At 63.8% G+C, this 23,671-nt stretch carries 17 protein-coding genes; 7 read left to right on the top strand and 10 right to left on the bottom strand.

The annotated features are described in order from the left end of the window. Positions 1 to 37 precede the first annotated feature (37 nt). Complete coding sequence (locus tag HMPREF3092_RS09065; RefSeq protein ID WP_231864044.1) at positions 38 to 2,632, top strand: DNA gyrase/topoisomerase IV subunit A; 2,595 nt, start codon at positions 38 to 40, stop codon at positions 2,630 to 2,632. Positions 2,633 to 2,681: 49 nt separating this feature from the next. Here the strand turns inward: HMPREF3092_RS09065 and HMPREF3092_RS09070 are convergent, their stop codons facing one another. Continuing rightward, complete coding sequence (locus HMPREF3092_RS09070) at positions 2,682 to 4,052, bottom strand: adenylate/guanylate cyclase domain-containing protein (protein WP_070424662.1); 1,371 nt, start codon at positions 4,050 to 4,052, stop codon at positions 2,682 to 2,684. Further along, entirely contained in the window at positions 4,049 to 4,867 is an 819-nt protein-coding gene (locus HMPREF3092_RS09075) for a biotin--[acetyl-CoA-carboxylase] ligase (RefSeq protein ID WP_019175655.1), read from the bottom strand. The genes HMPREF3092_RS09070 and HMPREF3092_RS09075 overlap by 4 nt, the downstream gene beginning before the upstream one ends. Before the next feature lie 76 nt (positions 4,868 to 4,943). Here HMPREF3092_RS09075 and HMPREF3092_RS09080 point away from each other — a divergent pair, with 76 nt between their 5' ends. Both HMPREF3092_RS09080 and HMPREF3092_RS09085 read left to right on the top strand, forming a co-directional pair. Further along, on the top strand, positions 4,944 to 6,530 hold the full coding sequence (locus HMPREF3092_RS09080) for an acyl-CoA carboxylase subunit beta (protein ID WP_070424663.1): 1,587 nt from the start codon (positions 4,944 to 4,946) through the stop codon (positions 6,528 to 6,530). After that, complete coding sequence (locus tag HMPREF3092_RS09085; protein ID WP_019175657.1) at positions 6,527 to 6,724, top strand: hypothetical protein; 198 nt, start codon at positions 6,527 to 6,529, stop codon at positions 6,722 to 6,724. Before HMPREF3092_RS09080 ends, HMPREF3092_RS09085 begins: the two co-directional genes overlap by 4 nt. Here the strand turns inward: HMPREF3092_RS09085 and HMPREF3092_RS09090 are convergent. Beyond that, positions 6,712 to 7,887: an MFS transporter gene (locus HMPREF3092_RS09090; protein WP_176745715.1), complete on the bottom strand. Its 1,176-nt coding sequence runs from the start codon at positions 7,885 to 7,887 to the stop codon at positions 6,712 to 6,714. The genes HMPREF3092_RS09085 and HMPREF3092_RS09090 overlap by 13 nt on opposite strands. Positions 7,888 to 7,992: 105 nt before the next feature. Here HMPREF3092_RS09090 and HMPREF3092_RS09095 point away from each other — a divergent pair, with 105 nt between their 5' ends. Continuing rightward, entirely contained in the window at positions 7,993 to 9,669 is a 1,677-nt protein-coding gene (locus tag HMPREF3092_RS09095; protein ID WP_070424664.1) for a DUF885 domain-containing protein, read from the top strand. Between the two features lie 69 nt (positions 9,670 to 9,738). On the opposite strand, the gene HMPREF3092_RS09100 is transcribed toward HMPREF3092_RS09095, so the two are convergent. The 6 genes from HMPREF3092_RS09100 to HMPREF3092_RS09125 form a co-directional block, all read right to left on the bottom strand. Further along, positions 9,739 to 10,098, bottom strand: a complete 360-nt coding sequence (locus HMPREF3092_RS09100; RefSeq protein ID WP_070424665.1) for a hypothetical protein — start codon at positions 10,096 to 10,098, stop codon at positions 9,739 to 9,741. 1 nt (position 10,099) lies between these two features. Further along, a complete protein-coding gene (locus tag HMPREF3092_RS09105) occupies positions 10,100 to 10,924 on the bottom strand; it encodes a Bax inhibitor-1/YccA family protein (protein WP_070424666.1) in 825 nt (274 codons plus the stop codon). Between the two features lie 118 nt (positions 10,925 to 11,042). Beyond that, entirely contained in the window at positions 11,043 to 12,242 is a 1,200-nt protein-coding gene (locus tag HMPREF3092_RS09110) for an NAD(P)/FAD-dependent oxidoreductase (protein WP_019175662.1), read from the bottom strand. Positions 12,243 to 12,301: 59 nt separating this feature from the next. Beyond that, the gene (locus HMPREF3092_RS09115; protein ID WP_070424667.1) at positions 12,302 to 13,501 is read right to left on the bottom strand and encodes an NAD(P)/FAD-dependent oxidoreductase; all 1,200 of its coding nucleotides are present in this window, start codon (positions 13,499 to 13,501) and stop codon (positions 12,302 to 12,304) included. 42 nt (positions 13,502 to 13,543) lie between these two features. After that, positions 13,544 to 14,629, bottom strand: coding sequence for an inositol-3-phosphate synthase (locus HMPREF3092_RS09120; protein ID WP_070424668.1), 1,086 nt, complete (start codon positions 14,627 to 14,629; stop codon positions 13,544 to 13,546). A 120-nt stretch (positions 14,630 to 14,749) separates the two neighbouring features. Further along, positions 14,750 to 16,333, bottom strand: a complete 1,584-nt coding sequence (locus HMPREF3092_RS09125) for a peptide chain release factor 3 (RefSeq protein WP_062019678.1) — start codon at positions 16,331 to 16,333, stop codon at positions 14,750 to 14,752. 80 nt (positions 16,334 to 16,413) lie between these two features. Here HMPREF3092_RS09125 and HMPREF3092_RS09130 point away from each other — a divergent pair, with 80 nt between their 5' ends. Then, positions 16,414 to 16,800: a hypothetical protein gene (locus HMPREF3092_RS09130; RefSeq protein WP_070424669.1), complete on the top strand. Its 387-nt coding sequence runs from the start codon at positions 16,414 to 16,416 to the stop codon at positions 16,798 to 16,800. 63 nt (positions 16,801 to 16,863) lie between these two features. On the opposite strand, the gene hrpA is transcribed toward HMPREF3092_RS09130, so the two are convergent. Continuing rightward, entirely contained in the window at positions 16,864 to 21,036 is a 4,173-nt protein-coding gene (gene hrpA, locus HMPREF3092_RS09135; protein WP_070424670.1) for an ATP-dependent RNA helicase HrpA, read from the bottom strand. A gap of 199 nt (positions 21,037 to 21,235) precedes the next feature. Here hrpA and HMPREF3092_RS09140 point away from each other — a divergent pair, with 199 nt between their 5' ends. Together HMPREF3092_RS09140 and HMPREF3092_RS09145 are read left to right on the top strand one after the other, a co-directional pair. Further along, a complete protein-coding gene (locus tag HMPREF3092_RS09140) occupies positions 21,236 to 22,165 on the top strand; it encodes an AEC family transporter (protein ID WP_019175668.1) in 930 nt (309 codons plus the stop codon). Positions 22,166 to 22,241: 76 nt separating this feature from the next. Continuing rightward, complete coding sequence (locus HMPREF3092_RS09145; protein ID WP_070424671.1) at positions 22,242 to 23,621, top strand: TIGR01906 family membrane protein; 1,380 nt, start codon at positions 22,242 to 22,244, stop codon at positions 23,619 to 23,621. The last annotated feature ends 50 nt before the right edge of the window (positions 23,622 to 23,671 follow it).

Raw genomic sequence — 23,671 nt, forward strand, 5'->3', positions numbered from 1 at the left:
CGACGGTCAGATCGTCGATATCGATGTCACCCAGGAAATGGAGACGTCGTTCCTCGAATACGCGTACTCGGTCATCTACTCCCGCGCGCTGCCGGATGCTCGCGACGGCCTCAAACCCGTCCAGCGCCGCATTCTCTACCAAATGTCGGAAATGGGGCTGCGCCCCGACCGCCCCTACGTCAAGTCCTCGCGCATTGTCGGCGATGTCATGGGCAAGCTGCACCCGCACTCCGACATCGCCATCTACGACGCGCTGGTGCGCATGGCTCAGTCCTTCGTCATGCGCGTCCCGCTTGTCGACGGCCACGGCAACTTCGGTTCGCTTGACGACGGCCCCGCGGCTCCCCGCTACACGGAGGCCAGGCTGGACCAGGCGGCCATGCATATGCTGCGCAACCTGGACGAAGACACCGTCAACACTGTGCCAAACTACGACGGTTCGCTCACTCAACCCGAAGCTCTGCCCAGTGCACTGCCGAACCTGCTGGTCAACGGCGCGTCCGGCATCGCGGTCGGCATGGCCACCAACATGGCCCCGCACAATCCCGGCGAAGTCATCGCCGCGGCCCGCCACCTGATCTTCAACCCCGACGCATCCCTGGATGAGCTCATGCGCTTCGTCCCGGGCCCAGACCTGCCGACCGGCGGTCGAATCATCGGCCTGTCCGGCGTGCGGGATGCCTACGAAACCGGCCGCGGCACCTTCCGCACCCGCGCAACCGTGAAGTTTGAGAACATCACGCCGCGCCGCCGCGGCATCACCGTAACCGAACTTCCCTACCTCGTCGGCCCCGAAAAGGTCATCGAGAAGATCAAAGACAACGTCCAGGCCAAAAAGCTGCAGGGCATCAGCTCGGTTGATGACTACTCTGACCGCAAGCACGGCCTGCGCCTGGTCATCGGCATCAAGTCCGGCTTCAACCCGGAAGCTGTTCTCGAAGAGCTGTACCGCGTGACCCCGATGGAAGACTCCTTCGGCATCAACAACGTCTGCCTGGTGGACGGCCGTCCCCGCACCCTGGGACTGAAGGCCCTGCTCGAGGTGTTCATTGCCCACCGGATCGACGTCATCCGCCGCCGCAGCGAATTCCGCCTGCAGAAAGCACTCGACCGTCTGCACCTGGTGGAGGGTCTGCTCATTGCGATTCTCGACATCGACGAGGTCGTCCAGCTGATCCGCTCCTCTGACGATGCCGCACAGGCGCGCACCCGGCTGATGGACGTCTTCGACCTCTCCGAGATCCAGGCGACCTACATCCTTGACCTGCAGCTGCGCCGCCTGACGAAGTTCTCCCGCATTGAGCTTGAAGCTGAGCGCGACGAACTGCAGGCCACGATTGAAGACCTGCGCGACATCCTCGGCGATGAACACCGTCTGAAGACCCTCGTGTCCGATGAGCTCGAAGAGACAGCGGAGGCTCTCGACACCAGCCGCCGCACGGTGCTCGTTGAGGGCAGCCTCAAGGAGATCAAGGCCGCCGGCCGCAAGAAGGGCAAGAACCTGCAGGTGGCCGACGAACCCTGCTGGGTGCTCATGTCCACCACCGGGAAGATCGCCCGGACGGCAACCGCCGGCGAACTCTCAGCCACCGGCCGCAGGGCTGCCAACGACGCTCTCATCGCGCAGATCCCCTCGAGCACCCGCGGTTCCCTGGGCGCTCTGACGAACAAGGGGCGGGTGCACAAGATCGACATCATCAACCTGCCGTCCCTGCCGGACCAGGCCACCCGCCCCGTGCTGTCGGGCGGGGTGAAGATCACCGACTTCATCGAACTCGAACGCGGCGAACAGGTCATCACCCTTATCGACCCCACTGCCGAGGTGGTGCTCGGCACCCGCTTGGGCGTGGTCAAACGCGTTGCCGCAGGTGAAATCCCCAATAACCGCGACGTGTGGGACATCATTTCCCTCAAGGGCAAAGACACCGTGGTGGGGGCTGGCCAGCTGCCCAACCTCGATGAGGGTGCGGCTGTGTTCATCACCCAGGCGGGCAATCTGCTCACCTTCACCCTCGACGGTGTTCGCGCACAGGGGCCCGGTGCCGGCGGTGTTGCCGGCATTCGCCTGCCGAAGGACATCGAGGTCATCAGCTTCAGCGTTGTCGATCCGACCGTGGAAAACCGGGTTGTGACGATTGCCAAGGGCGTGAACTTCAACGGCGAGGAAACCGAATCCGTCAAGGTTTCTCTGCTGTCGGATTTCCCCGCCAAGGGACGTGCCACCGCGGGTATGCGCAGCCACCGCTTCCTCAAGGACGAAACCGAGCTCGTAACAGCCTTTGCCGGACCCAACCCGCAGGCGGCCGCCAAGACCGGCGGTGCGCGCGCACTGCCGGACGAACTGTCGCGTCGCGACGGTTCGGGTGCTCCCGTTGAGGGTCGAATCGATGCGATCGGCACCCTGCCGCGCACCGGCATTGCCGCAGATCCAGAGGCAGCAGGCGGCACCTCGGCAGAGGGAACCGCACCCGCCGGTGGTGGAGCAGCCGCGAAGAGCGGAGCTAAAAGCACAGCCAAGGGCTCTGCAGGCGCACCTGATTTCAGCGACGACGATCGCTACGCGCAGATCGGCCGGGACAAGGATGACGACAGCGGCGTCATCGTGTCCCACGACGACGAACAGCTGTTCTGACACGCGCTGCTCTGACAGGGCACGCTCAGCCGACAGTCAGAGCTCGATCTCAGGGTTCGACGTCGACGACCATGCGCGGTGCCTGACCGCGGTGCATGTCGACGATCGTAATATCTCCCAGTCCCTGCAGGCTGACGGTGCGGCGGTTGGAGAACTCATAGGCCTCCGTCTGCGCAATGACGGACGAGGTTTCCCAGTCGGTGGTGACCGTGCCGGGTTCGCCGATTGAAGTCAGGCGGGCTGCCAGGTTGACGGTCGAACCGAAGATGTCGCCCAGGCGGGACAGGACCTTGCCCCACGAAAAGCCCACGCGGGCTTTCGGCAGGTCAGGATCTTCGGTGATGCGCTCCATGAGCCGCACTGAGATCTCGGCACCCGAACGCGGAGTTTCGGCGGCGAAGAACACTTCGTCGCCGACGGTTTTGATGACGCGGCCGCCGCCGGCGGTCACGATGTTGTAGCACAGGGCTTGGAAGCGCTTGACCAGGCTGGCAAGCTGCCTGGGCTCCATCTGCTGCGACAGTCGGGTAAAGGACACGAGGTCGACAAAGCCGATTCCGCGGGCAAGCGGCATGGCTGAATCATAGAAACCGGGCTGGCCGGCGTTCTTGCCGCCGGGACCGGCGTCGTCGCCCAGATTGACGTTGAGTCGGCCGAACACGTTGGCCATGTTGTGCTTCCAGGCGTACAGCATGACCTTTTCCAGCGACGGCAGGATCTGCTCAAACAGGCTCAGTGCAACCGCACGCGCCTGACGCTCATCCAGCTGGCGTGATTCAGCTAAGTATTCGACAACCGTCTCCATCTGCCACACCACCAGACGGTCGGTGGTCTGGCCGATGGCGCGAGCGAGCGCCACCGCGGTCTCTTCGTCCACCATGTTGCGCGCCACAAGATCAGCCATTTCGGCCAGTGCATTGACATCGCGAATCGTGAAGGCGGGTGTGCCCTCTTCTGCAATTGGCAGGCCGAGCGCTCGCCAGAACTTCTTGGCAGACACAGTGGAAACACCTGCCAGCTGGGCTACTTCGCGTCTGGTCAGGACTCGCTTGCCGCCCAGCAGCTGTTCTTCCAGCAGCGACGCCGCCGCGCGCAGGCGCTGTATGCGCTGCTCGATGAGCTCCGGGTTGTCCAAAAGGTCCGGTACCGCTTCTGTCGGCGGGTTGGGGTCGTCCGCCAGTCCTTGCGAAAACTCCAGGCGGTCGCGCAGTTCAGAGAGGCTGGAGTCATCGGAAGACCGCGCGTTGGCGCGTGCGCGCTCTTCCTGGAAGCTCGAACTGAACTCTTCAGAGGTTTCGGCAATCCGCTGGATTTCGGTTGTTGCCGTAGCGTCGCGGTTCCACGGTGCGTCCGGCCGTGAGAAAACGGTGTGCTCGTTGATCTGCGGCAGAGCTCGAGTGCGCGGATCAGGTTCGGTCACAGCAGCCTCGCGTGTATGACATCCCCGGCGGTGACGGTCTGCAGGCCCTCAGCGGTTTCAATGACGAGTCCGCCGTGTGCATCAAGCCCCACTGCCCGCGCGGTGAGTGGTTCTTGGCCGGGCAGTTCAACCCGAACGTCGCGGCCAATGGTGGCCATGGAGTCAGCCATGTCGGCACAGAATTCTGCTGTTCCAACCGCCGGACGGCTGAACGCCGAGGCCAGGGCCTCGCGCAGTCGGCTGACAACAGCGGCCAGGAGCGCTTCGCGGCTGAACTCGAAGCCCTCAACGAGCAGCGACGTGGCGGTCTCAACCGGAAGGTCGTCCTGTGCGAGGTGCACATTGATGCCGGTGCCGATGACGACTGTCTTTTCGCCGTCAGCTCCGATGACAATCCGAGTGAGGATGCCGACGAGCTTGCGGTCGCGGATGAGGACGTCGTTGGGCCACTTGAGTTCGGCCGGAACCTCCTCGGCGCGCAGAGCGTCAACAACAGCGCGGCCCGTGATGAGCGGAATCCAGCCGAGGTCGTCCGCGGCGACTGTCGACGGCACTGGAACGGCAATGGAAAAGGTCAGGCACGTGTTCGGAGGTGTCGTCCACGTGCGCGCCAGGCGCCCGCGGCCGGCCTGCTGATGATCCGTGCCGATAATGCTGAAGGGTGCCGCGCTTCCGCTTTCTACGGCTGCAACGAGGTCGTCGTTGGTCGAGCCGGTTTTCTCCGTCCACTCGATGTCCGGCTGAGGCAACCGGCTTTCCAGGCTCCAGGCTTCGCTGAAGCGGCTGAGGTCGAAAGGAGAAACGCGATCATGCACTACATCACTGTAGGCTGTTTTATCGACCGGACACAACACCGGCCCACCGTGTGAGAATCACCGCTAGTCTAGTGGCATGAGTCCTTCTACCGCACCGCAGACGACAGCGCAGCGGTTGGCCGCTTTCATTGAGCGCCGCCGTAACGCGCACACTCCCGATCCCCAGGCTGCTGAACGCCAGCACAACCGCGGCAAGCAGACGGCCCGCGAACGCATTGCGGAACTCCTCGACCCCGGCTCTTTCCAGGAGATCGACGAGTTCGTCCGCCACCACAGCCACCAGTTCGGCATGGAGAAGAAGCGTCCCGACGGCGACGGCGTGGTCTGCGGTCTGGGCACAATCGACGGCCGCACTGTTGCGGTCTTCGCCCACGACTTCACTGTGCTCGGCGGGTCGCTTGCCGAAGCCAACGGCCGCAAGATCGTCAAGGTGCAGAAACTCGCACTGAAGATCGGCTGCCCCATCATCGGCATCAACGACTCCGGCGGTGCCCGCATCCAGGAGGGTGTCGGATCGATCGCCCTGTTCGCCGAAATCTTCCACTGGAACGTCAAGTCCTCCGGTGTGATCCCGCAGATCAGCCTCATCATGGGCCCCTCGGCAGGCGGTGCCGTCTACTCCCCCGCTCTGACCGACTTCACGATCATGGTCGACGGCACCTCGCACATGTACATCACCGGCCCTGACGTCATCAAGACCGTCACGGGTGAAAACGTCGGCCACGAAGAACTGGGCGGCGGGTACACCCACAACTCGGTGTCCGGCAACGCGCAGTACCTGGCGCAGGACGAAGAAGACGCACTGAACTATGTGCGCGACCTCCTGTCCTTCCTGCCGTCGAACAATATGGATCCCGTTCCGACGGTGCCGGCTCCTGCGGACCTCGAACTGACGGAAGCCGACAACGCGCTCAACACGCTCGTGCCGGACTCCGCATCGCAGCCCTACGACATCCTCGATGTCGTCACGACCGTGCTCGACGACGGCGAGTTCCTCGAAACCAGCGAACTCTTCGCCCCGAACGTCGTCACCGGCTTCGGCCGCGTGGAGGGCGAAACGGTCGGCATCATTGCCAACCAGCCCATGCAGATGGCCGGCACGCTCGACATTGACGCATCAGAAAAGGCGGCCCGCTTTGTGCGCTTCCTCGACGCGTTCAACATTCCGATTCTGACCTTCGTCGACGTTCCCGGCTTCCTGCCCGGCACCGACCAGGAGTACAACGGCATCATCCGCCGCGGCGCAAAGCTCATCTACGCCTACGGTGAAGCGACCGTGCCGTGCCTGACGCTCATCACCCGCAAGGCCTACGGCGGCGCTTACTGCGTCATGGGCTCCAAGCAGCTCGGCGCTGACCTCAACCTGGCCTGGCCGTCGGCACAGATTGCCGTCATGGGCGCGCAGGGTGCTGCGAACATCGTGTATCGCCGCACGCTGAAAGAAGCGGAAGCCGCTGGCGAAGACGTCGAAGCCAAACGAACCGAACTCGTCCAGGAATACGAAGACGCTCTGCTCAACCCCTACCTGGCTGCGGAAGAGGGCTACATCGACGCGGTCATCGCACCGTCTGAAACCCGCGAACGGATTGTCCGAGGCCTGCGCGCCCTGCGCAACAAGCACGTGCAGGCACCCGCCCGCAAACACGGAAACATCCCGCTGTGAGAGAAAAGCCGAAGACCGGAACCCCGAAGGAGCAGCGCCTGGCACGCTCGGCGGCATTCGCCGCCGTCATGGCGCTGCGCCACTCCTCCGGTGCGAACGAAAGCACCAGCCAGCCGGGCACCGGCTACAGCAGCCCGGTTCGCCGCATGCGCGAACCGGGTGCTGGCTCATGGGCTCGGCGTCAGCGCTCCTGAGCGACTGAACGCCTGCTGGCCCAGTAGACCACCAATCCGGCCAGCACGATGAACACCGAAACGCCGAACATGCCCCGCTGACCCACCACGGGCTCCAAAGAGCCCAGGACCACCGGGCCGATTGCCGTTCCCGCATCCAGCATGATGAAGAACGTCGACATGACAACCCCGTAGCGAGCAGGCGGAGCGTCAGCTGCACACGCCGCCTGCACTGCCGGAAGGAGCGAACCGAAACCGGCTCCCACGAGTACACCCGCAACGATGATCGCCGGTGCACCGTGCGCAAACGTGAGAACAGCCAGCGCCACCGCGTAGATGACGATGACGGGGTAGATCACCCAGCCGTCCCCGTACTTGTCCTGCAGGCGCCCCACAAAGGAGCGGCAGATGAGCATAGCGGCAGCGAGCGCAACAAAGAACCAGCCCGCCGCCTCGGGAGCTCCAACAGCCTCCGCATAGGAGCCCAAGAAGGCCATGATGACCGAATACACGAGGCCGGCGGCAAACATGACAGCAGCGGACTTCAGGGTGTTGAGCTCGAGGAAAGAACTGGGTGTCAGCCGCCATTTATCGGCCCGCTGTTCAGGGCTCGGCGGGTTTTCCGGCAGGGTCAACAGCAGCGACAGGAGCGACGCAGCAACGGAGATCGTCGCGCAGATGTAGAACAGCGGCTGGTAGCCGTGTGACGCGGACACCGTCACCGCGAGGAACGGGCCGCTGGCCATTGCCAAAGAGGTGGCCATACCGAAATAGCCCGTTCCCTCCGCCCTGCGATGCGGTGGGATGACAGTCTGCACGGCAGCAGACGTTGCCGTGTTGTTGACCCCGAACGCAAAGCCGTGCAGGAAGCGCACCGCAATGAACAGGTCCAGCGTGCCGGTCGGAATGTACAGCAGAGACAGCACGACGTGAGCAATCGAGGACAGAAGAATTGCCCGCTTGCGGCCTATGAAGTCCAAGTATTTGCCAGAGGGCACACGCGCCGCCAGGGCGCCCAGAACAAAAGAGCTCGAGGCGAAGCCGGCTGCCGCCTGTCCCGCACCAAACGAGATCACGGCGTATGCCGCCATGGAGGTCAGCAGCATGTAGAAAGGCAATGAGCCCATAAGACTGATGCTGAAAACGAGGATGAAGTTCTTGTTCCACAGTCTGTCCGGGGTCACTGCCGCATGCGCCTCCTTGAAGCCATTGAGAAAGTCGGCGCACAAACGCTGTTCGCCGACTGAGCAATGGTAGATCATGCCTTTTCCGCCCTTTACAGTGGGACCATGACTGAACTATCGCGAATCCCTTCGGCAGTCGATGAAGTCGCCGAAGACTACGCCCGCTCCCTTGTTGACCTGTTCCCCACCCTGTCTGTCACCGCTGGCCTTGACGGAGACCGCACGCGCCTGGATTCCCAGAGCCGCGAAGCCGCAGACCAGCTCGATGAGCTCAACGCCCGCACGCTGCGCGAACTCGACAAAGCAGAACAGGAAGCGCAGAACCTCGACGAGGTCGATGCCGTCACGCTCGATGCCATGCGGGAGCGCCTGGGCTGTGAGCGCGAACTGCACGCCGCCGGCCTGACGTCCGGCGAACTCAACGTCATTGCATCCGCACCGCAGGATGTGCAGATGCTCTTCGACCTCGTGCCCACTGACACGGAAGACGACTGGAAGGACAACGCCGTCCGACTGTCGCAGGTGCCCAGGGCACTCACCGAGTACCGACACGCACTGAGCCAGGCCGCCCACGACGGCCGCCCGCCGGCTCTGCGGCAGGTCAAGCGTGTCATCGAACAGTGCCGCGACCATGCAAAGTCCGACGGTAGCTTCGACCGCTTCGCCCAGCAGGCGGCCGACACCGCCTCGGAAGCTCTATCGGCAGAAGTCCGCACAGCCGCTGACGGCGCGCGAGAAGCCTACGATTCGCTCGCTGACTTCCTCGGCGACATCATCGCTCCCCTGGCCACCGAAACCGACGCCTGCGGTCGCGACGACTACGCTCTGTTCTCTCGCCAGTTCCTGGGAGCCGAGGTCGACCTCGACGAAACCTACGCCTGGGGCCTGGAACAGCTGACCGCGATCGACGCCGAACAGCGCCGCGTGGCAAACGAGCTCTACCCCGGTTCCACCGTCGCTGAGTGCTTCGACAAGCTCAATGCCGATCCGCAGCGCCAGGTGCACGGCCTGGACGCTCTGCGCGTCTGGATGCAAGACAAGGCCGACCGGGCCATTGAGGAACTTGCGGGCGTGCACTTCGACATTCCCGAACCGGTCAAGACGATCGAATGCATGGTCCTGCCCGACGGCACAGGCGGCATCTACTACACCGGCCCGACCGACGACTTTTCACGCCCGGGCCGCATGTGGTGGTCGGTGCCGGCCGGTGTTGAAACATTCAACACGTGGCAGGAGCTTACGACCGTCTACCACGAGGGCGTTCCCGGCCATCACCTGCAGGTGGGCGGGGCGACCCACATGGCCGACAGCCTCAACACGTGGCGCCGTCAGCTGTGCTGGGTGTCCGGTCACGGCGAAGGATGGGCCCTCTACTCCGAGGCGCTCATGGCCGAGCTCGGTTTCCTGGACGATTTGGGCGACTACATGGGCATGCTCGACTCCCAGCGGCTGAGGGCAGCCCGTGTGTGCCTCGACATCGGCGTGCACCTTGGTCTGCCTGCTCCCGAATCAATCGGCGGCGGCACGTGGGATGCGGACAAGGCCTGGACGTTCCTCACCGACAACGTGGCCATGGAGCGCAGCTTCCTCGCGTTCGAACTCGACCGCTACCTGGGCTGGCCGGGCCAGGCGCCGTCCTACAAGATCGGCCAGCGTCTGTGGGAGCAGACGCGCGACGCCGCGAAGGCCAGCGACCCGAATTTCAGGCTCAAGGACTTCCACACCAAGGCCCTGGCAATCGGCTCGGTGGGTCTCGACACGCTCAAGCGCGCACTCACCTGATCGGCACTGGCACTGGAGCCGTGCGGCTCCGGTGCCGCAAGGCCGCACACGAGGGGCCTCCGGCTCGCCTCACAGACTGCGCCTGAGGTTTTCGGCAAGGGCAAGTGCAGTGGCCGTGTGTTCCTCACCCGCTCCCCTGCGCGGCTGTGCCGCTTCCAACAGAGCGAACAGGCGGAACGGGAGCTGTGCCTCGTCAGCTTTCCAGATTTCGGGTGCGCCCTCCGGTGGGCCTGTCAGATCACACAGCTGACGAACAGCGGCCGCGACCAGCTGCCGGCGGCTCAGCTGCTGTCCATCGGGCACCTGAGACCATGCGTCGACCGTGAGCGAAACCAGCCGGACACGAAGACGGCGGACCTCGCTTTCGAGGTCCGCCGCTTTCTGTCGGTGCTGTTCACTCGCCTGATCGGCAGCGAACACGTCACTCATGTCAGTCCTGACGGAAGTAGGACAGCAGGCGCAAGATTTCGACGTACAGCCAGATGAGCGACACCATGAGGGAAAACGCCATGGTCCAGGAGTAGCGCTCCGGGATCTTGTTGTCGACGCCGGCTTCGATTGCCTGGAAGTCGGTGATCAGGGTCAGCGATGCCAGCACAACGGCGACAACGCCGATGATGATGCCCAGCGGGAACGTCATGCCGAACAGTTCAATCTGCACGTTGCGCGCACCACCGTTGCCGGTGAACATGACGTAGAAGAAGTTGATGAGCGAGAACACCGCGTAGCCGCCAACAGCCAGCATGAGGAACTTCATGCCCTTGGCGCCGAAGCGAACGATCTTGAACTTGAAGAGAGCAAACATCACAGCGAAGACGCTGAGCGTTGCCAGCACCGCCTGAATGACAATGCCGTCGTAGGCGGTTTCGAAGATCTTCGAAATACCGCCGAGGAAAACGCCCTCAACGGCGGCGTAGGCCAGGATGAGGAACGGGACGGGTTCGCGCTTGAACGCGTTGATCAGGCCCAGAACCAGGCCGATGAGCACAGCTGGCAGCGCCAGAGCGGGCATCACCCAGCCGACGATTGCGCCAACGAGAAGAACACCGAAGCAGGCCAGCGACTTCATGAAGACGTCGTTGTACTGCATGGGGCGTTCGGCGGCCGGAGCCTGCGGCTGGGCCGGCTGGCCGGGGCCGGCGTTGCGGTTCTCTGCCGACGGGGCCATGTACATGGAGTTGAGGTGATCGGCCGAAGGGGTCTGGCGGTCTTTCACGCCTTCGTTCAGGGCCCTGTTCATCAGCGGGTTTGCCATGAGACTCTTTCTGGTCGCTTCCGTTGCACGGGATTTTACAGTCTGTGATGTTTCAACAGCAAAATGCCGCCGCAGAATTCCCCTGCGGGAGGATTCTGCGGCGGCACTCAGGAAAGCATCACTTGAGGGTGCGCTTGACGATCTGTGCGATCTGCTCACCGGCACGCGGTCCGTGGGCAATGCCCCACATGCCGTGGCCTGCAGCGACGAAGCTGCGCGGCGAGAGGGCTTCGATCTTCGGCGGGCCGGTGGGGCTGACCGGGCGAGGACCAACCCAGTGGTCGGTGGTGTTCTCCAGGTCGATGCCCTTCATGTACTTGCTGGCCACGCGCTTCATAGATTCGATGCGCTCGGGACGCAGCGGAGCATCCGGGTCGAGGAACTCCATGGTGCCGCCCACGCGCACACCACCACGGTACGGGGTGAACACAACGCGCGTGGTGGGCAGGTAGACCGGGGTGGTGGGCAGGTACTCGGGGTCGACCTGAGCGGTGAACGAGTATCCGCGGCCAGCTGCCATGCCGATGGTGGCGGACTTGCCGTGCAGCTTACGCAGCAGTTCGTCCGACCACGCGCCGGCGGCGATGACAACGCCGTCGAAGCTGTAGCTGCGACCCTGAGCATCAACCAGGCCGACACCGTCAGCACCGACGTGGCCGGTGACGATCTCGGCGTCGGTCACGATCTTCACGCCCAGCTTCTCAGCTGCATCGGCGATCGACTGCACGTATGCCGGTGGGTCGATGTACGCCTGGTCCTTCACGATTGCACCGTGGGTGACAAGGTCCGTGAAGTACGGCTTTTCGCGCGGGTCGAAGGTCTCAACAACAGAGGGCACACCTGCGTCGCGGTTGATGCCGGTCTCTTCGATGAAGTGGTGGAGTTCTGCTTCCGAGCCCAGACCGACGGTGAAGTCGGAGTGGTTGAACTTGCCTTCGACGCCGAAGTCCTTGAGACGTTCGAACGATGCGATGGAGTCCTTGAGGTCCGGTGCGAGTTCATCGACTGCGCGCTTGAACTTCTTTTCGGTCATCTGCAGGGCGAAGGTCGTGAGGAACTTCCACAGCTTCGGGTTGAAGGGCTGCGGCAGAGCCAGCGGGGCATCCTTGTTGGTGACGGCGTCAAAGCCGTTCTTCCATTCGCCCGGTGCCGACAGCGGGAAGGTCATCGACGGGCAGATGAAGCCGGCGTTGCCCCAGCTTGCACCGGCGGCAACACCCTTGCGGTCGAGTACGGTGACGTCGTATCCGGCGTCAGCCAGGTTGAGTGCACTTGCCAGGCCGACCATTCCGGCTCCGACTACTGCAATATGCGTCATAGTCTCCTCCTTGACTATAGGAACGCGAGGGGACGCTCTCCCCTGTGAATTCTAGTGCGTCAGCGACCCAGTCGCTGCGCGACGAGCTTCGCAATGATTTCGCCGGCCCGCGGACCAAGCGTGATGCCCCACATACCGTGACCGGATGCGACGAAAGTGCGCTGCGAAACGGCTTCAACACGCTCGCTGCCATCGGGGCTGACCGGACGCGGACCCATCCAGTGGTCCGTGGTGTTCTCCAGGTCGATGCCGCGGACCAGCGGGCGCAGGGCCTTCTTGATCGAGTCGATGCGCGCGGGGTTCATGGGTGCATCTGCCGGCAGGAACTCCATGGTTCCCCCCACGCGGACTTTGCCGCGGTAGGGCGTGATGACAACGCTGACCGAGGGGAAGCGGACCGGTTCGGTCGGCAGGAATTCGGGGTCGACCGAGGCGGTGAACGAGTAGCCGCGACCTGCGGCCATGCCGATGCGGGCCTTTTTGCCGTGGAGCGTTTCAAGCAGGTCGTCTGACCACACGCCGGCGGCGACGACGACCGCGTCACCGCAATAGGAGCGGCCCTTGCGATCGACGAGCCCAACCCCGTTGTCACCTTCATGCCCGGACACGACGTCGGCGTCTTCGATGATGTTCACACCGGCCGTACGGCAGGCTTCAGCGAGAGCCTCCATGTAGGCCGGCGGGTCGATGTAGGCCTGGTCGCGCACCTGAGCGGCGTGCGTGATCTTGTCGGAGAAGAACGGCAGAACCTCCGGCGATACAACGTCGACGTTGCCTTCCAGGCCCACCGAATTGCTTTCGGCCATGCCGGCCTTCAGGCCCTCAAGACCGTCGGCGGATTCAAAGCCCATCGTGAAGGTGGCCCGCGTCAGCGACGCCTTGACGCCGAGCTCTTCCATCCGGCCGAAAGCCGCGAAAGCGTCCTTAAGAGCGGGAGCTTCGGCACGCACGGAGGCGGCGTAGCGCTTCTTCGTCATCTGGGATGCGAACTTCGCCAGGAACAGCGCCAGGCGCGGCGAGAACGGCTGCGGCATGGACAGCGGGGCGTCCTTGTTGAGCATCATGTCGAAGCCGTTGACCCACGCGCCGGGAGCGGCGAGCGGCTTCGTCATCGGGGGAACAACGAATCCCGCGTTGCCCCAGCTGGATCCGGCGGCAACACCGGTGCGCTCCAGGACGGTCACCTCGTGGCCGTCTGCGGCCAGGTGGAGTGCGCTGGAGAGCCCGACGAATCCGGCTCCGACTACGATGACGTGCATTGGAGATCTCTCCTCAGAGTGTTCTGTGTGTGTTGTGGCAGGTCAGCTGTCGGCTTCGCCGGCAATAAAGGCTTCTACGGCCGCGTGTGCGGCTTCGTCGTTCTGCTGGAGCGGCGGGGACTTCATAAAGTACGAGGATGCTGAGATCAGCGCACCGCCGATGCCGCGGTCCAGGCCGATCTTGGCTGCGCGCACGGCGTCGATGATGACACCGGCGGAGTTCGGCGAGTCCCACACTTCGAGCTTGTATTCCAGGGACACCGGGGCGTCGCCGAAGTTGCGGCCCTCCAGGCGCACAAAAGCCCACTTGCGGTCATCCAACCAGCCCACGTAGTCGGAGGGGCCGATGTGCACGTCACGGTCGGACAGTTCTGCCGAGGTGTTCGAGGTGACCGCCTGGGTCTTCGAGATCTTCTTGGACTCCAGGCGCTCACGTTCGAGCATGTTTTTGAAGTCCATGTTGCCGCCGACGTTGAGCTGGTAGGTGCGGTCGAGGATCACGCCGCGCTCTTCGAACAGGCGGGCCATGACGCGGTGGGTGATGGTCGCACCGATCTGGCTCTTGATGTCGTCGCCGACGATCGGCACGCCGGCTTCCTTGAACTTGTCGTCCCATTCCTTAGTGCCTGCGATGAACACCGGCAGGGCGTTGACGAACGCGACCTTCGCATCGATTGCGGCCTGCGCGTAGTATTCGACGGCCTTCTGCGAGCCAACCGGCAGGTAGCACACCAGAACGTCGACCTTCGCGTCGCGCAGAGCCTGCGCAACGTCAACCGGTTCGGCCTCGGATTCGGTGATGGTTTCGCGATAGTACTTGCCGAGGCCGTCAAGCGTTGGGCCGCGCTGCACTTCCACCCCGGTGTGCGGGATGTCAGTGATTTTGATGGTGTGGTTCTCGCTGGAGTAGGCGGCTTCGGAAATGTCCTTGCCGACCTTGTCAGCGTCGACGTCGAACGCTGCGACGAATTCGATGTCGCTGATGTGGTAGTCGCCGAACTGCACGTGCATGAGTCCCGGAACCTTCGATTCGGGATCTGCGTCCTTGTAGTATTCAACGCCCTCGATGAGTGACGTTGCGCAGTTTCCCAGGCCCGCGATGGCGACGCGGATCGACGTGTTTCCCACTTGTCCTAGCTCCTTATTGCAGACATGACTGCGGGCAGGGTCCTTAGCAGCGACGCAGTCAGGACCAGAGTCTGCCCGGCTTTTTATTCTAAACCCCCGCCGCGAGGTGCTCGCAGTCGGTCAGGTGACCACCAGCGGCTCAAGTGTGATGCCGGGGTTTTCCCGCTCCACACCGCCCAGGCGCCACCGGTCGGAGAAGAGAGCCAACAGTGTGCCGTCGGAGCGTTCGAGCACTTCGACGCTGCGCTCTTTCGCCAGTTTGGGGATGTCGTCCTTCACTGTGCGGCGGGCCAGCGTGTAGGGCAGGGACTCCAGGCGGCACGGTGAGTTGAATTCGTTGACCATGCGGTCTTCGACCACTTCGAACTGAATCGGGCCGACGGCTCCGAGCACGGGGGCCTGATCGCCGCGCAGGTCGGAGCGCAGCACCTGGATGACGCCCTCGTGGTCCAGCTGGTCGATGCCGCGGCGGAACTGCTTGTACTTCGACGGGTCTTTCGCGCGGATGACCATGAAGTGTTCGGGGCTGAACGACGGAATCGGTGGGAACTGCACGGGCTCGTCGACGTAGAGGCTGTCGCCGACGCGCAGGGCTGAGGCGTTGACCAAGCCGACGACGTCTCCGGGGTAGGCGGTCTCAACGGAGTCGCGGTCACGGCCGAAGACGTGCTGAGCGTGTTTGGTGGCAAACGGCTTTTTCGTTTCGGCGTGGGTGACGACCATGCCGCGTTCGAAAACTCCGGAGCACACGCGGATGTAGGCCAAAAGGTCGCGGTGGTTGCGGTCCATTCCGGCCTGCACTTTGAACACGAAGCCGGAGAAAGGCGCATCGACGGGTCGAGGTTCGCCGTCGCGGTCCAGGCGAGGTTCTGCCGCCGGAGCGCGGTCGATGAGCGTGTCGAGGATTTTGGCCACACCGAAGTTGAGGACGGCTGAGGCGAACATCACCGGGGTGTGCTTGCCGGCCCGGAATTCGTCGTAGTCGAAGTTCTGCTCTTCCAGTTCCAGAAGCTCGGATTCTTCGACGGCGGTGGTCCACACGTCGCCTTCGACTTCTTCGGCCCGTGCGGGGTCCATGGTTTCAGCGCCGGCGATGGTGGCGCCGCCGTCGGTGCGGGTGAACTTGGTGTACTCCCCCGTTTCACGGTCAAGCACGCCGCGGAAGTCACCGGAGTCACCCACGGGCCACGTCAGCGGTGTGGGCAGCATGCCGGTCTTCTGCTGGATTTCGTCCATGAGCTCCAGCGATTCCAGACCGGGGCGGTCCCACTTGTTGATGACCGTCATGATCGGGATGTTGCGGTGGGAGCAGACTTCGAACAGCTTCATGGTCTGCTCTTCCATGCCCTTGGCCGCGTCGACGAGCATGATGGCGCAGTCGACGGACGACAGCACGCGGTAGGTGTCTTCTGAGAAGTCGGCGTGACCGGGGGTGTCGATGAGGTTGACCACGCAGTCGCGGTATTCGAACTGCAGAGCGGCTGAGGAAATCGAAATGCCGCGGTCCTGCTCCATCTGCATCCAGTCGGACACGGTGGCGCGACGGCCGGCCTTGCCGTGGGTTGCGCCGGCCTGGCCGATGGCGCGCGCGTGCAGGGCGAGCGCTTCGGTCAGGGTTGATTTACCGGCGTCGGGGTGGGCGATGACGGCGAATGTGCGCCGTCTGGCGGCTTCGTCACGAATGGTCTGCGGGGTGGGAGTCACCCGGCCAGTCTAGGACAGCCTGCTGAGCTCTCAGGCGGAAGGTGGGCGGCACCTCGTACTTGGTTCCGTAGGATGGTTCCGTGGCCAAGAGGAACAGAACCAGCAGACAGCGCACCGAGGGCGCCGAATATTCGGTGGTGGCCCGCCCGGTCAGTCGCGACCGGCGGGTGCTGTGGGTGTTCATCGCCTCGGCCATTGTGTCTTTGGCGCTGTGCTTACTGGGCATCGCGATGTCGCTCATGGCCGCGCACTTCATGCAGCCCATGCAGCAGCTGAGCGTGCCGAACAGCCAGCTGTTGGGCATGTGGTTTTTGGCTTCCGCCGGCTGGCTGATGACGGCGGCCACGATCATCGTCTACTGGGTCGCACTGACCCGCAAGACGGCCAAGAAGCGCATCCGCTGGGCGCTTGCAGCGGTCTGCACCGCAGCTCTCTTCCCGGCGTCCTGGATCTTGTTCTACATCTGATTCACGAGGCGCCGCTTCCCTCCCACTGCCCCTTGCGGGGCCACGGTTCTCACCTGGGAGGCCCTACAGTTTTGCGAGCGCTTTGGTGATGCGCTGTTCGGACACGGTGTGTGCCGTGCCGACGTGGGGTGCCCACAGTGATACGCGCAGCTCTTCGACGTCCCAGAGGACTTTTTGCCATTCGGCGGGCAGGACGGCGCTGAATCGCTCAGCGTCGTCCCGGGCCGCACTGCCGAGCACCCGGCCGAGCTTGTCGTCGATTTGGGTGCGCACCTGTTGGATACGGTCCATGAACTGGCGGTCGCGGCTGGCCTGTGTGCCGAGTTTGTCCAGACGGTTCGCTGCAGCCTCGAGGTATGCCGGCATGCGCAGCACGTAGTCGGGTGCGACTTGTGTCAGGAAGCCCGGCTGCAGGAGGGCCGCCAGGTGGGCCTGTTCGTCGGTTATCGAGGCGAGCACTGTCAGTGAGCGGGTGTTCTTGATGGTCCGTTCGATATCCGCCGCGAGTGTGTAGGTGCGGGTCAGCGCCTGGTAGACCCTGTCGAGTTCACCGGTGATGCGGCTGGCCACTTCGCGCTGAAGCGCTTTGTATTCCTCTTCTGTCCGCGGGTGGTCGCCGCCGCCGGGCAGTCCGTGGTCGTCAGTGCGGTTCAGGCACTGTGCGGTGCGCACGATCCTGCCGACCGCGGTGAAGACGGCGTCTTCCAGCGGGTCGGAGTCCTTGGTGCGGCGGGCCCCGAGCACAAGCTTTGCTGTGTTGTTCAGGGCGTCTTGGCAGTAGCGGGCGGCTTCTTTCTGTCCGAAGCTCAGCAGCCGTGTGACTCCCAGGATTGTTGCCTGGTGGGCCCAGGTTTCGTCTGCTGAGTAGCGCAGGGTCACGGAGGTTCCCTCGTCGACGAGTGCTGGGAAGAATCGGCGGCCGTCCGCCTCGATTGGCTGCGGGAAGGCGCCGAAGTCCCATCCCCGGATCCCCTGACGAGGTGCCGGTACCGCGGTCTGCGTCTTCACCTTAGTCGTGCGGGCAGGGGCGGTGGGTGCGGGTGCGGGCTGTCTGTCAGCTGCCGCGTCAAGGTTTTTGGCGCGCTGCTGAAGTTCTGCGAGGTTCTCTCCGCTGGCGAGTGTTTTTCTGCCGCGCCGGATGACGAAGCTCATCCGAAGGTGGCTTGGCAGCCGCACAAGCTCGAAGTCATCGGGTGTGACGGTGATGGGCACGCGGTCCATGAGTCCGCCTCCACCGGCCCGACCCGTGAGTTCTGCTGCCAGCACTTCGAGGGCGTGGCCGGCAGGCCGGTTCAGCAGTCGGCTGTCGTCTTCCGACCCCGTCACGACCGCAAGGATTTCAGCTGCGACGTCGGGAGCCGGGACGAAGTAGGTTCTTTTCGCCTTCGGCAGGGATCGGACGAGTGCGGTGATGTATTCCAGGCGCAGTCCCGGCACCTGCCACGAAAAGTCGTCGGCGTCGACGCTTCGCAGCTGTTCGGGGCTGAGGAAAACGGTCACGCCGTCGCGGCGGGATCCGGGTTCATAGGCGTAGCTGAGGCGCACGCTGCTGCCGTCGGCCAGTTGAACCTGCAGCGGGTAGTCGTCCGCAGCGCTTTCGAGGTCGGTTCCGTCAGCGGCCAGCAGGCTGTTGGGGTCGATGTTGAGGAAGTCGGGCTCTTCCGCCCTCTTGCGTTTCCACCAGCCGTTGAAGTGCCCGGCGGACACGATGTTCTCCGGCAGGCGTTCGTCGTAGAACTCGAACAGCACGTCGTCTTCGGCTAACAGTCGGCGGTCGCGCAGGCGGCTGGCGAGCGCCTCGGCCTTTTCCAGCGCCTGGGCGTTGTGGGTGGCGAAGGCGTGTTTTTCGTTCCAGTCGCCTTCGATGAGCGCGTGGCGGATGAAGAGGTCGCGGGCTGCCTCACGGTCGATCTTGCCGTAGTTGATGCGGGCGTCTGAGATCAGCGGGACGCCGTTGAGGCTCATCCTGTCGTAGGCCAGGGCGGCTGCTGAACGGGACGACCAGTGGGGTTCTGAGTAGCTGTGGGTGATGAGCTCGCCGGCTGCCCGGACCACCCATTCGGGTTCGATTGCCGCAACGGTGCGCGCCCACAGGCGGGAGGTTTCAACGAGTTCGGCTGCCATGACGAAGTCGGGGTTGGCACCGAAGACGCCTGATCCGGGGAAGATTCTGAACTTGGTGCCGCGAGCACCGATGTAGTCCTTGCCTTCGACGGTGCGCGCACCGATTGTGTCGAGCATGCCAGTCAGCAGGCTTTCGTGCACGGCCTGTTCCGTGGCCGTGTAGGGTCCGCGCTTGTTCGTGCGGCGCCCCTTCTGCCTGCCGCGGCTCTCATCTGCCTGCACCGCCTCAGACGGTCGGGTTCCGAGTTCGCTTCCGGGCCTGTCGATGTGCTTGCCGATGTTGCCGAGCATCTGGCGGATCTGCTGGACGAGGTCCTGCCATTCGCGCACCCGCACAAAGTGGATGAACTCGGACTTGCACAGCTTTTTGAACTTCGAGGTTGAGAGCTCATCCGATCTGCGCTGCACGTAGTTCCACAGGCGCAGAACGGACAGGAAGTCAGACGACGGATGGTGGAAGCGCTTGTGCTTCTCATCGGCTTCCTGCCGCTGCTCCGTGGGGCGTTCACGGGGGTCCTGACCGGACAGGAAGGCGACGATGACGGCGGTTTCCGGGCCTACCCCCGCCTCGATGCCGGCCAGCACCATGCGCGCCAGCCTGGGATCCAGCGGCAGAGTCGCCAGTGTCCGGCCCAGCTTGGTCAGTGTCAGGGTGCCACCTGATTCGCGCAGCGCACCGAGTTCGACGAGTGCGTTCTTGCCGTTCTTAACCGCCCGGGGTTCCGGTGGGGTGAGGAACGGGAAGTCGAGGATGTCCTTTTCTGTGCGCACAAAGCCCAGCTGCGCCATCATGAGCAGCACGCTGGCGAGGTTTGTGCGCAGGATCTCCGGGTCGGTGTATTCGGGCCGGGCGTCGAATTCGCCTTCCGAGTACAGCCGGATGGCAATGCCGTTGCTGGTGCGGCCGGACCGGCCGGAGCGCTGCCGGGCAGACGCCTGAGAGATCGGCTCGATCGGCAGGCGCTGCACTTTTGTGCGCGTGGAGTAGCGCGAGATGCGCGCCGTGCCGCCGTCGATGACGTATTTGATGCCCGGAACGGTCAGTGAGGTTTCGGCGACATTGGTCGCCAGAACAATCCGCGGGGTGGAGTGGGGTGCGAAGACGCGCTGCTGCTCCCCTGCTGACAGTCGACCGTAGAGGGGGACGATTTCCCAGTTGCGCCGCTTGGTGCGCATGTGGCCTTCGAGCTCTGCCTGCGCGTCGCGGATTTCTGCCTCACCGGATAGGAACACGAGGATATCGCCGGGGGCTTCGCGGTCGAGTTCGTCAACGGCGCGCAGCAGGCCGGACATGAGCGCATCAGCATCCGGTACGTGCGGGACAGCCGCACGCGGCTCGGGCTGCTCTTCTTCGAGGAGTCCGTCAGGGTCTTCTGCGAAGTCTTCGTCAACTGGCCGATACCGGATCTCCACCGGGTAGGTGCGCCCGGATACCGACACGATCGGCGCATCTCCGAAGTGCTCGGCAAAGGACTCCGGGTCGATGGTCGCCGAGGTGATGATCACCTTGAGGTCGGGCCGTTTCGGCAGGAGCCGGGCCAGATAGCCCAGCAGGAAGTCAATGTTGAGGCTGCGTTCGTGGGCTTCGTCGATGATGATCGCGTCATAGGCCTCCAGCCGCTTGTCGTGCTGCAGTTCGGCCAGGAGGATGCCGTCGGTCATGACCTTCACGCGGGTGGCATCAACAACGTCCGAGGTGAAGCGCACCTGATAGCCGACTCCCTCACCGAGTTCCGTGAGGGTCTCTTCTGCCAGACGGGCCGCCACCGAACGGGCGGCAATGCGCCGCGGCTGGGTGTGCCCGATCAGCCCGTTGATGCCGTAGCCCAATTCCAGCAGGATCTTCGGCAGCTGAGTGGTTTTGCCCGAACCGGTTTCGCCGGCCACAACGACAACCTGGTTGTCTTTGATCGCCTGCGCGATGTCATCACGGCGACTGCTGACGGGAAGTTCGTCGGGATATTCGATGTGGAGGTCGGTCCGCAGGCGCGCTTGGCGCAGCCGCTGCAGGCGTTCGGCCTGCTGTGGAGAATTGCCGCGGGGACGGCGCCGCTTCCCGCGGCGGCGCGAAGACCGGCGGGATGAGGGCTGTGAAGACGAAGCGTCAGACATATCCCCACAACAGTAGCCGGATCCCACCGCAAGATGAGACCGCGGGCGCGTCAGCGCTCCCCCCCGACTTCCAAGAGCCGCCCTCCCGGCACCTCGTCAGTCAGTCCGGCACCTCGCCCACCCGTCCGTGTTTCGGGACATCTGGGCGCACAAGATGAGACAGGCGTAGAGTGGCGACTGATCGAAGAAAGGACATTCTGTGCTCGGCGCTCTCGAAGGCTTTGCCGTCATCGGCTTCATCATCTTCGTGGGCTTCCTCTTAGGGCGCAGCGGAGTTCTCGGCTCACAGGGCCAGAGGGTTCTGGCGTCCACCGTCTTCTACGTGTCGACCCCGGCGCTGCTGTACGACCTCATTGCAGAAGCCCCGCTCGAGCGGATCTTCTCCCCCGCCATCTTCGCCACAGCAGGTTCGGCATCACTCGTGGGCATCGCGTTGTTCACCTTCTCTTATTTCAAACACCGGTCCTTGGGCAGGGCGGTGATGAGCGGCTGGGCGGTGTCCTACGTCAACATCGGCAACTTGGGCATTCCGATCGCGATCTACGTTCTGAAGTCCAGTTCGTACGTACCGCCGATCATGCTGTTCCAACTGGTGATCCTCGCGCCGCTGGGCATGGTGATTCTCGACATTCACCAGGCCAAGCGCGCCGGTACTCTCGCCCACTGGTGGACCCCGCTGCTGCAGGTGATCCGCAACCCGATCCTCATCGGTGCGGCCGTCGGACTGTTCTTCGCCATCACCGGTCTGCGGCTTCCTCAGATCATCCACGATCCCGTCTCAATGATCGGTGCGACCTCCGTGCCGCTCACTCTGCTGGCGTTCGGCATATCCCTCAAAGACGGTTGGGCGGTGCCGGCCCGCGGAACACGTACGGATCTGACCCTCATCACGGTGGTCAAACTCGCGGTCCAGCCGCTTATTGCGTGGGTGATCGGCGGTCCGCTGCTCGGATTCACCGGCATTGACCTCATGGCGATCGTCGTCACCTCGGCCCTGCCGACAGCGCAGAATGTCTACGTGTACTCCATGCGCTACCGCATGGCAGAAACGCTGGTGCGCGATGCCGTTTTCGTCACAACGATCCTCTCCTTCCCCACGATTGTGCTGCTTTCAGCCCTTCTGTCCTGAGTTCGCCGGCCCGCAGTCGGCGCTGATTGCGCGTGTCATCCGAGCGCTTGCCGCCCACAATTGGCACCATGGTTCTGTGGCTGAAAAATCGAACACTCCAGAAACCTCCGACGACCTCGTGGCCAAGCGGATGAAAACCGCTGAGCACGCGCAGGACGACGCTGCCGCACGCAGCGCCGGTCAGCGCGGCGCCAAGGCGGCCGGTCGGTCCTCCGAACTCGACGACACCGCGCAGTTTGAGGCGTACCCGTCGGTGCGCCGGCAGGAGTCGCGTGTGCGCAGGCCCGCCGCGCTGTCGGAAGAAGAGTGGCGCTACCTGGGCGACCGGGGTGCCGGTCGTGCAGCTCAGACCGAACAGCCGCCGGTCGAACTGCTCAGCCAGACGCGCCTGTACCGCAGGTTCACGTTCCTCGATGTTCTGGCAACCGCGTGGGTCATCCTCGCTGTTCCGTTCATCACGCTCGCAGTCGCTGTCCGCACGGTAGCCTCCGGACTGTTCCTGAAGTTCGAGTACTTCCACCGTCCCGGCTTCCCCGTCGACGAATTCGGCTTCAACGCTTCGGACCGTCTGCACTTTGCGTCCTACACCGTCGACTACCTGTACAACGCCGATTCCAAGCGGTACCTGGCCGATGTTGTCGCCGGCAACGGCGTTGCCGTGTTCAACGACGCCGAAATCGCCCACATGGCCGACGTCAAGGGCCTCATTCAGATCCTCATGCTGGTGGCGATTATCGGACTCATCGGCGCAGTGCTCGCTGGCCTCTACCTCAGCCGCGCACACGGTCCGGGCCTGCGCATCGGCATCCGCTTCGGAGCGATCCTCACACTCGTGTCGATCCTCGTTCTGGGTGTCCTCGCACTGGTCAGCTGGGACACGTTCTTCCGCGGTTTCCACAGCCTGTTCTTCTCGGCCGGCACGTGGGAGTTCTACCTTGACGATTCGCTCATCCGCCTGTTCCCGCAGACGTTCTGGATGGACGCGGGAATCACCGCGGGCCTCGTCATCCTGCTGGGTTCCGGCCTGCTTATCGGCCTGTCATTCATCGGCCACGGCCGCCGCAAGAAGGCCCGCGCTGCAGTGAAGGCACTGCGCGAACGCCAGGACGACTACAACCGCCAGAGCGAAGCTCAGCACAAGGCGCACACTGCGGCAAAGACCGGAGCCAAGGCTGACAGCAAAGCACACGCTCAGACCACCGCGAAGGCTGACGAGCAGACGCAGGCCGCCGCACCGGTTTCGGCAGCTTCAGCCAGCGCACGCGGTGCCGAAACACGCAGTGCCGAAACGCCGATTGAAGACCAGCCGACCGAAGCCTACTCCCCCGACGACATCGCCTCGGCCGGCAAAGACGCACACACTGCACGGAAGAAGGGCAGCCTTCGCAAGAAGGACGCCGACTACTCCCTGGGCCGCAAGCGCGTCGGAAAGGATGACGATCAGCCGAAGCACTGATCCTCAGACGACCACATAACGAGGCGGGGCTGGAGATTTCTCCAGCCCCG

Origin of the sequence: Brevibacterium sp. HMSC24B04 (assembly GCF_001806835.1) — a bacterium.
Taxonomy (GTDB): domain Bacteria; phylum Actinomycetota; class Actinomycetes; order Actinomycetales; family Brevibacteriaceae; genus Brevibacterium; species Brevibacterium ravenspurgense.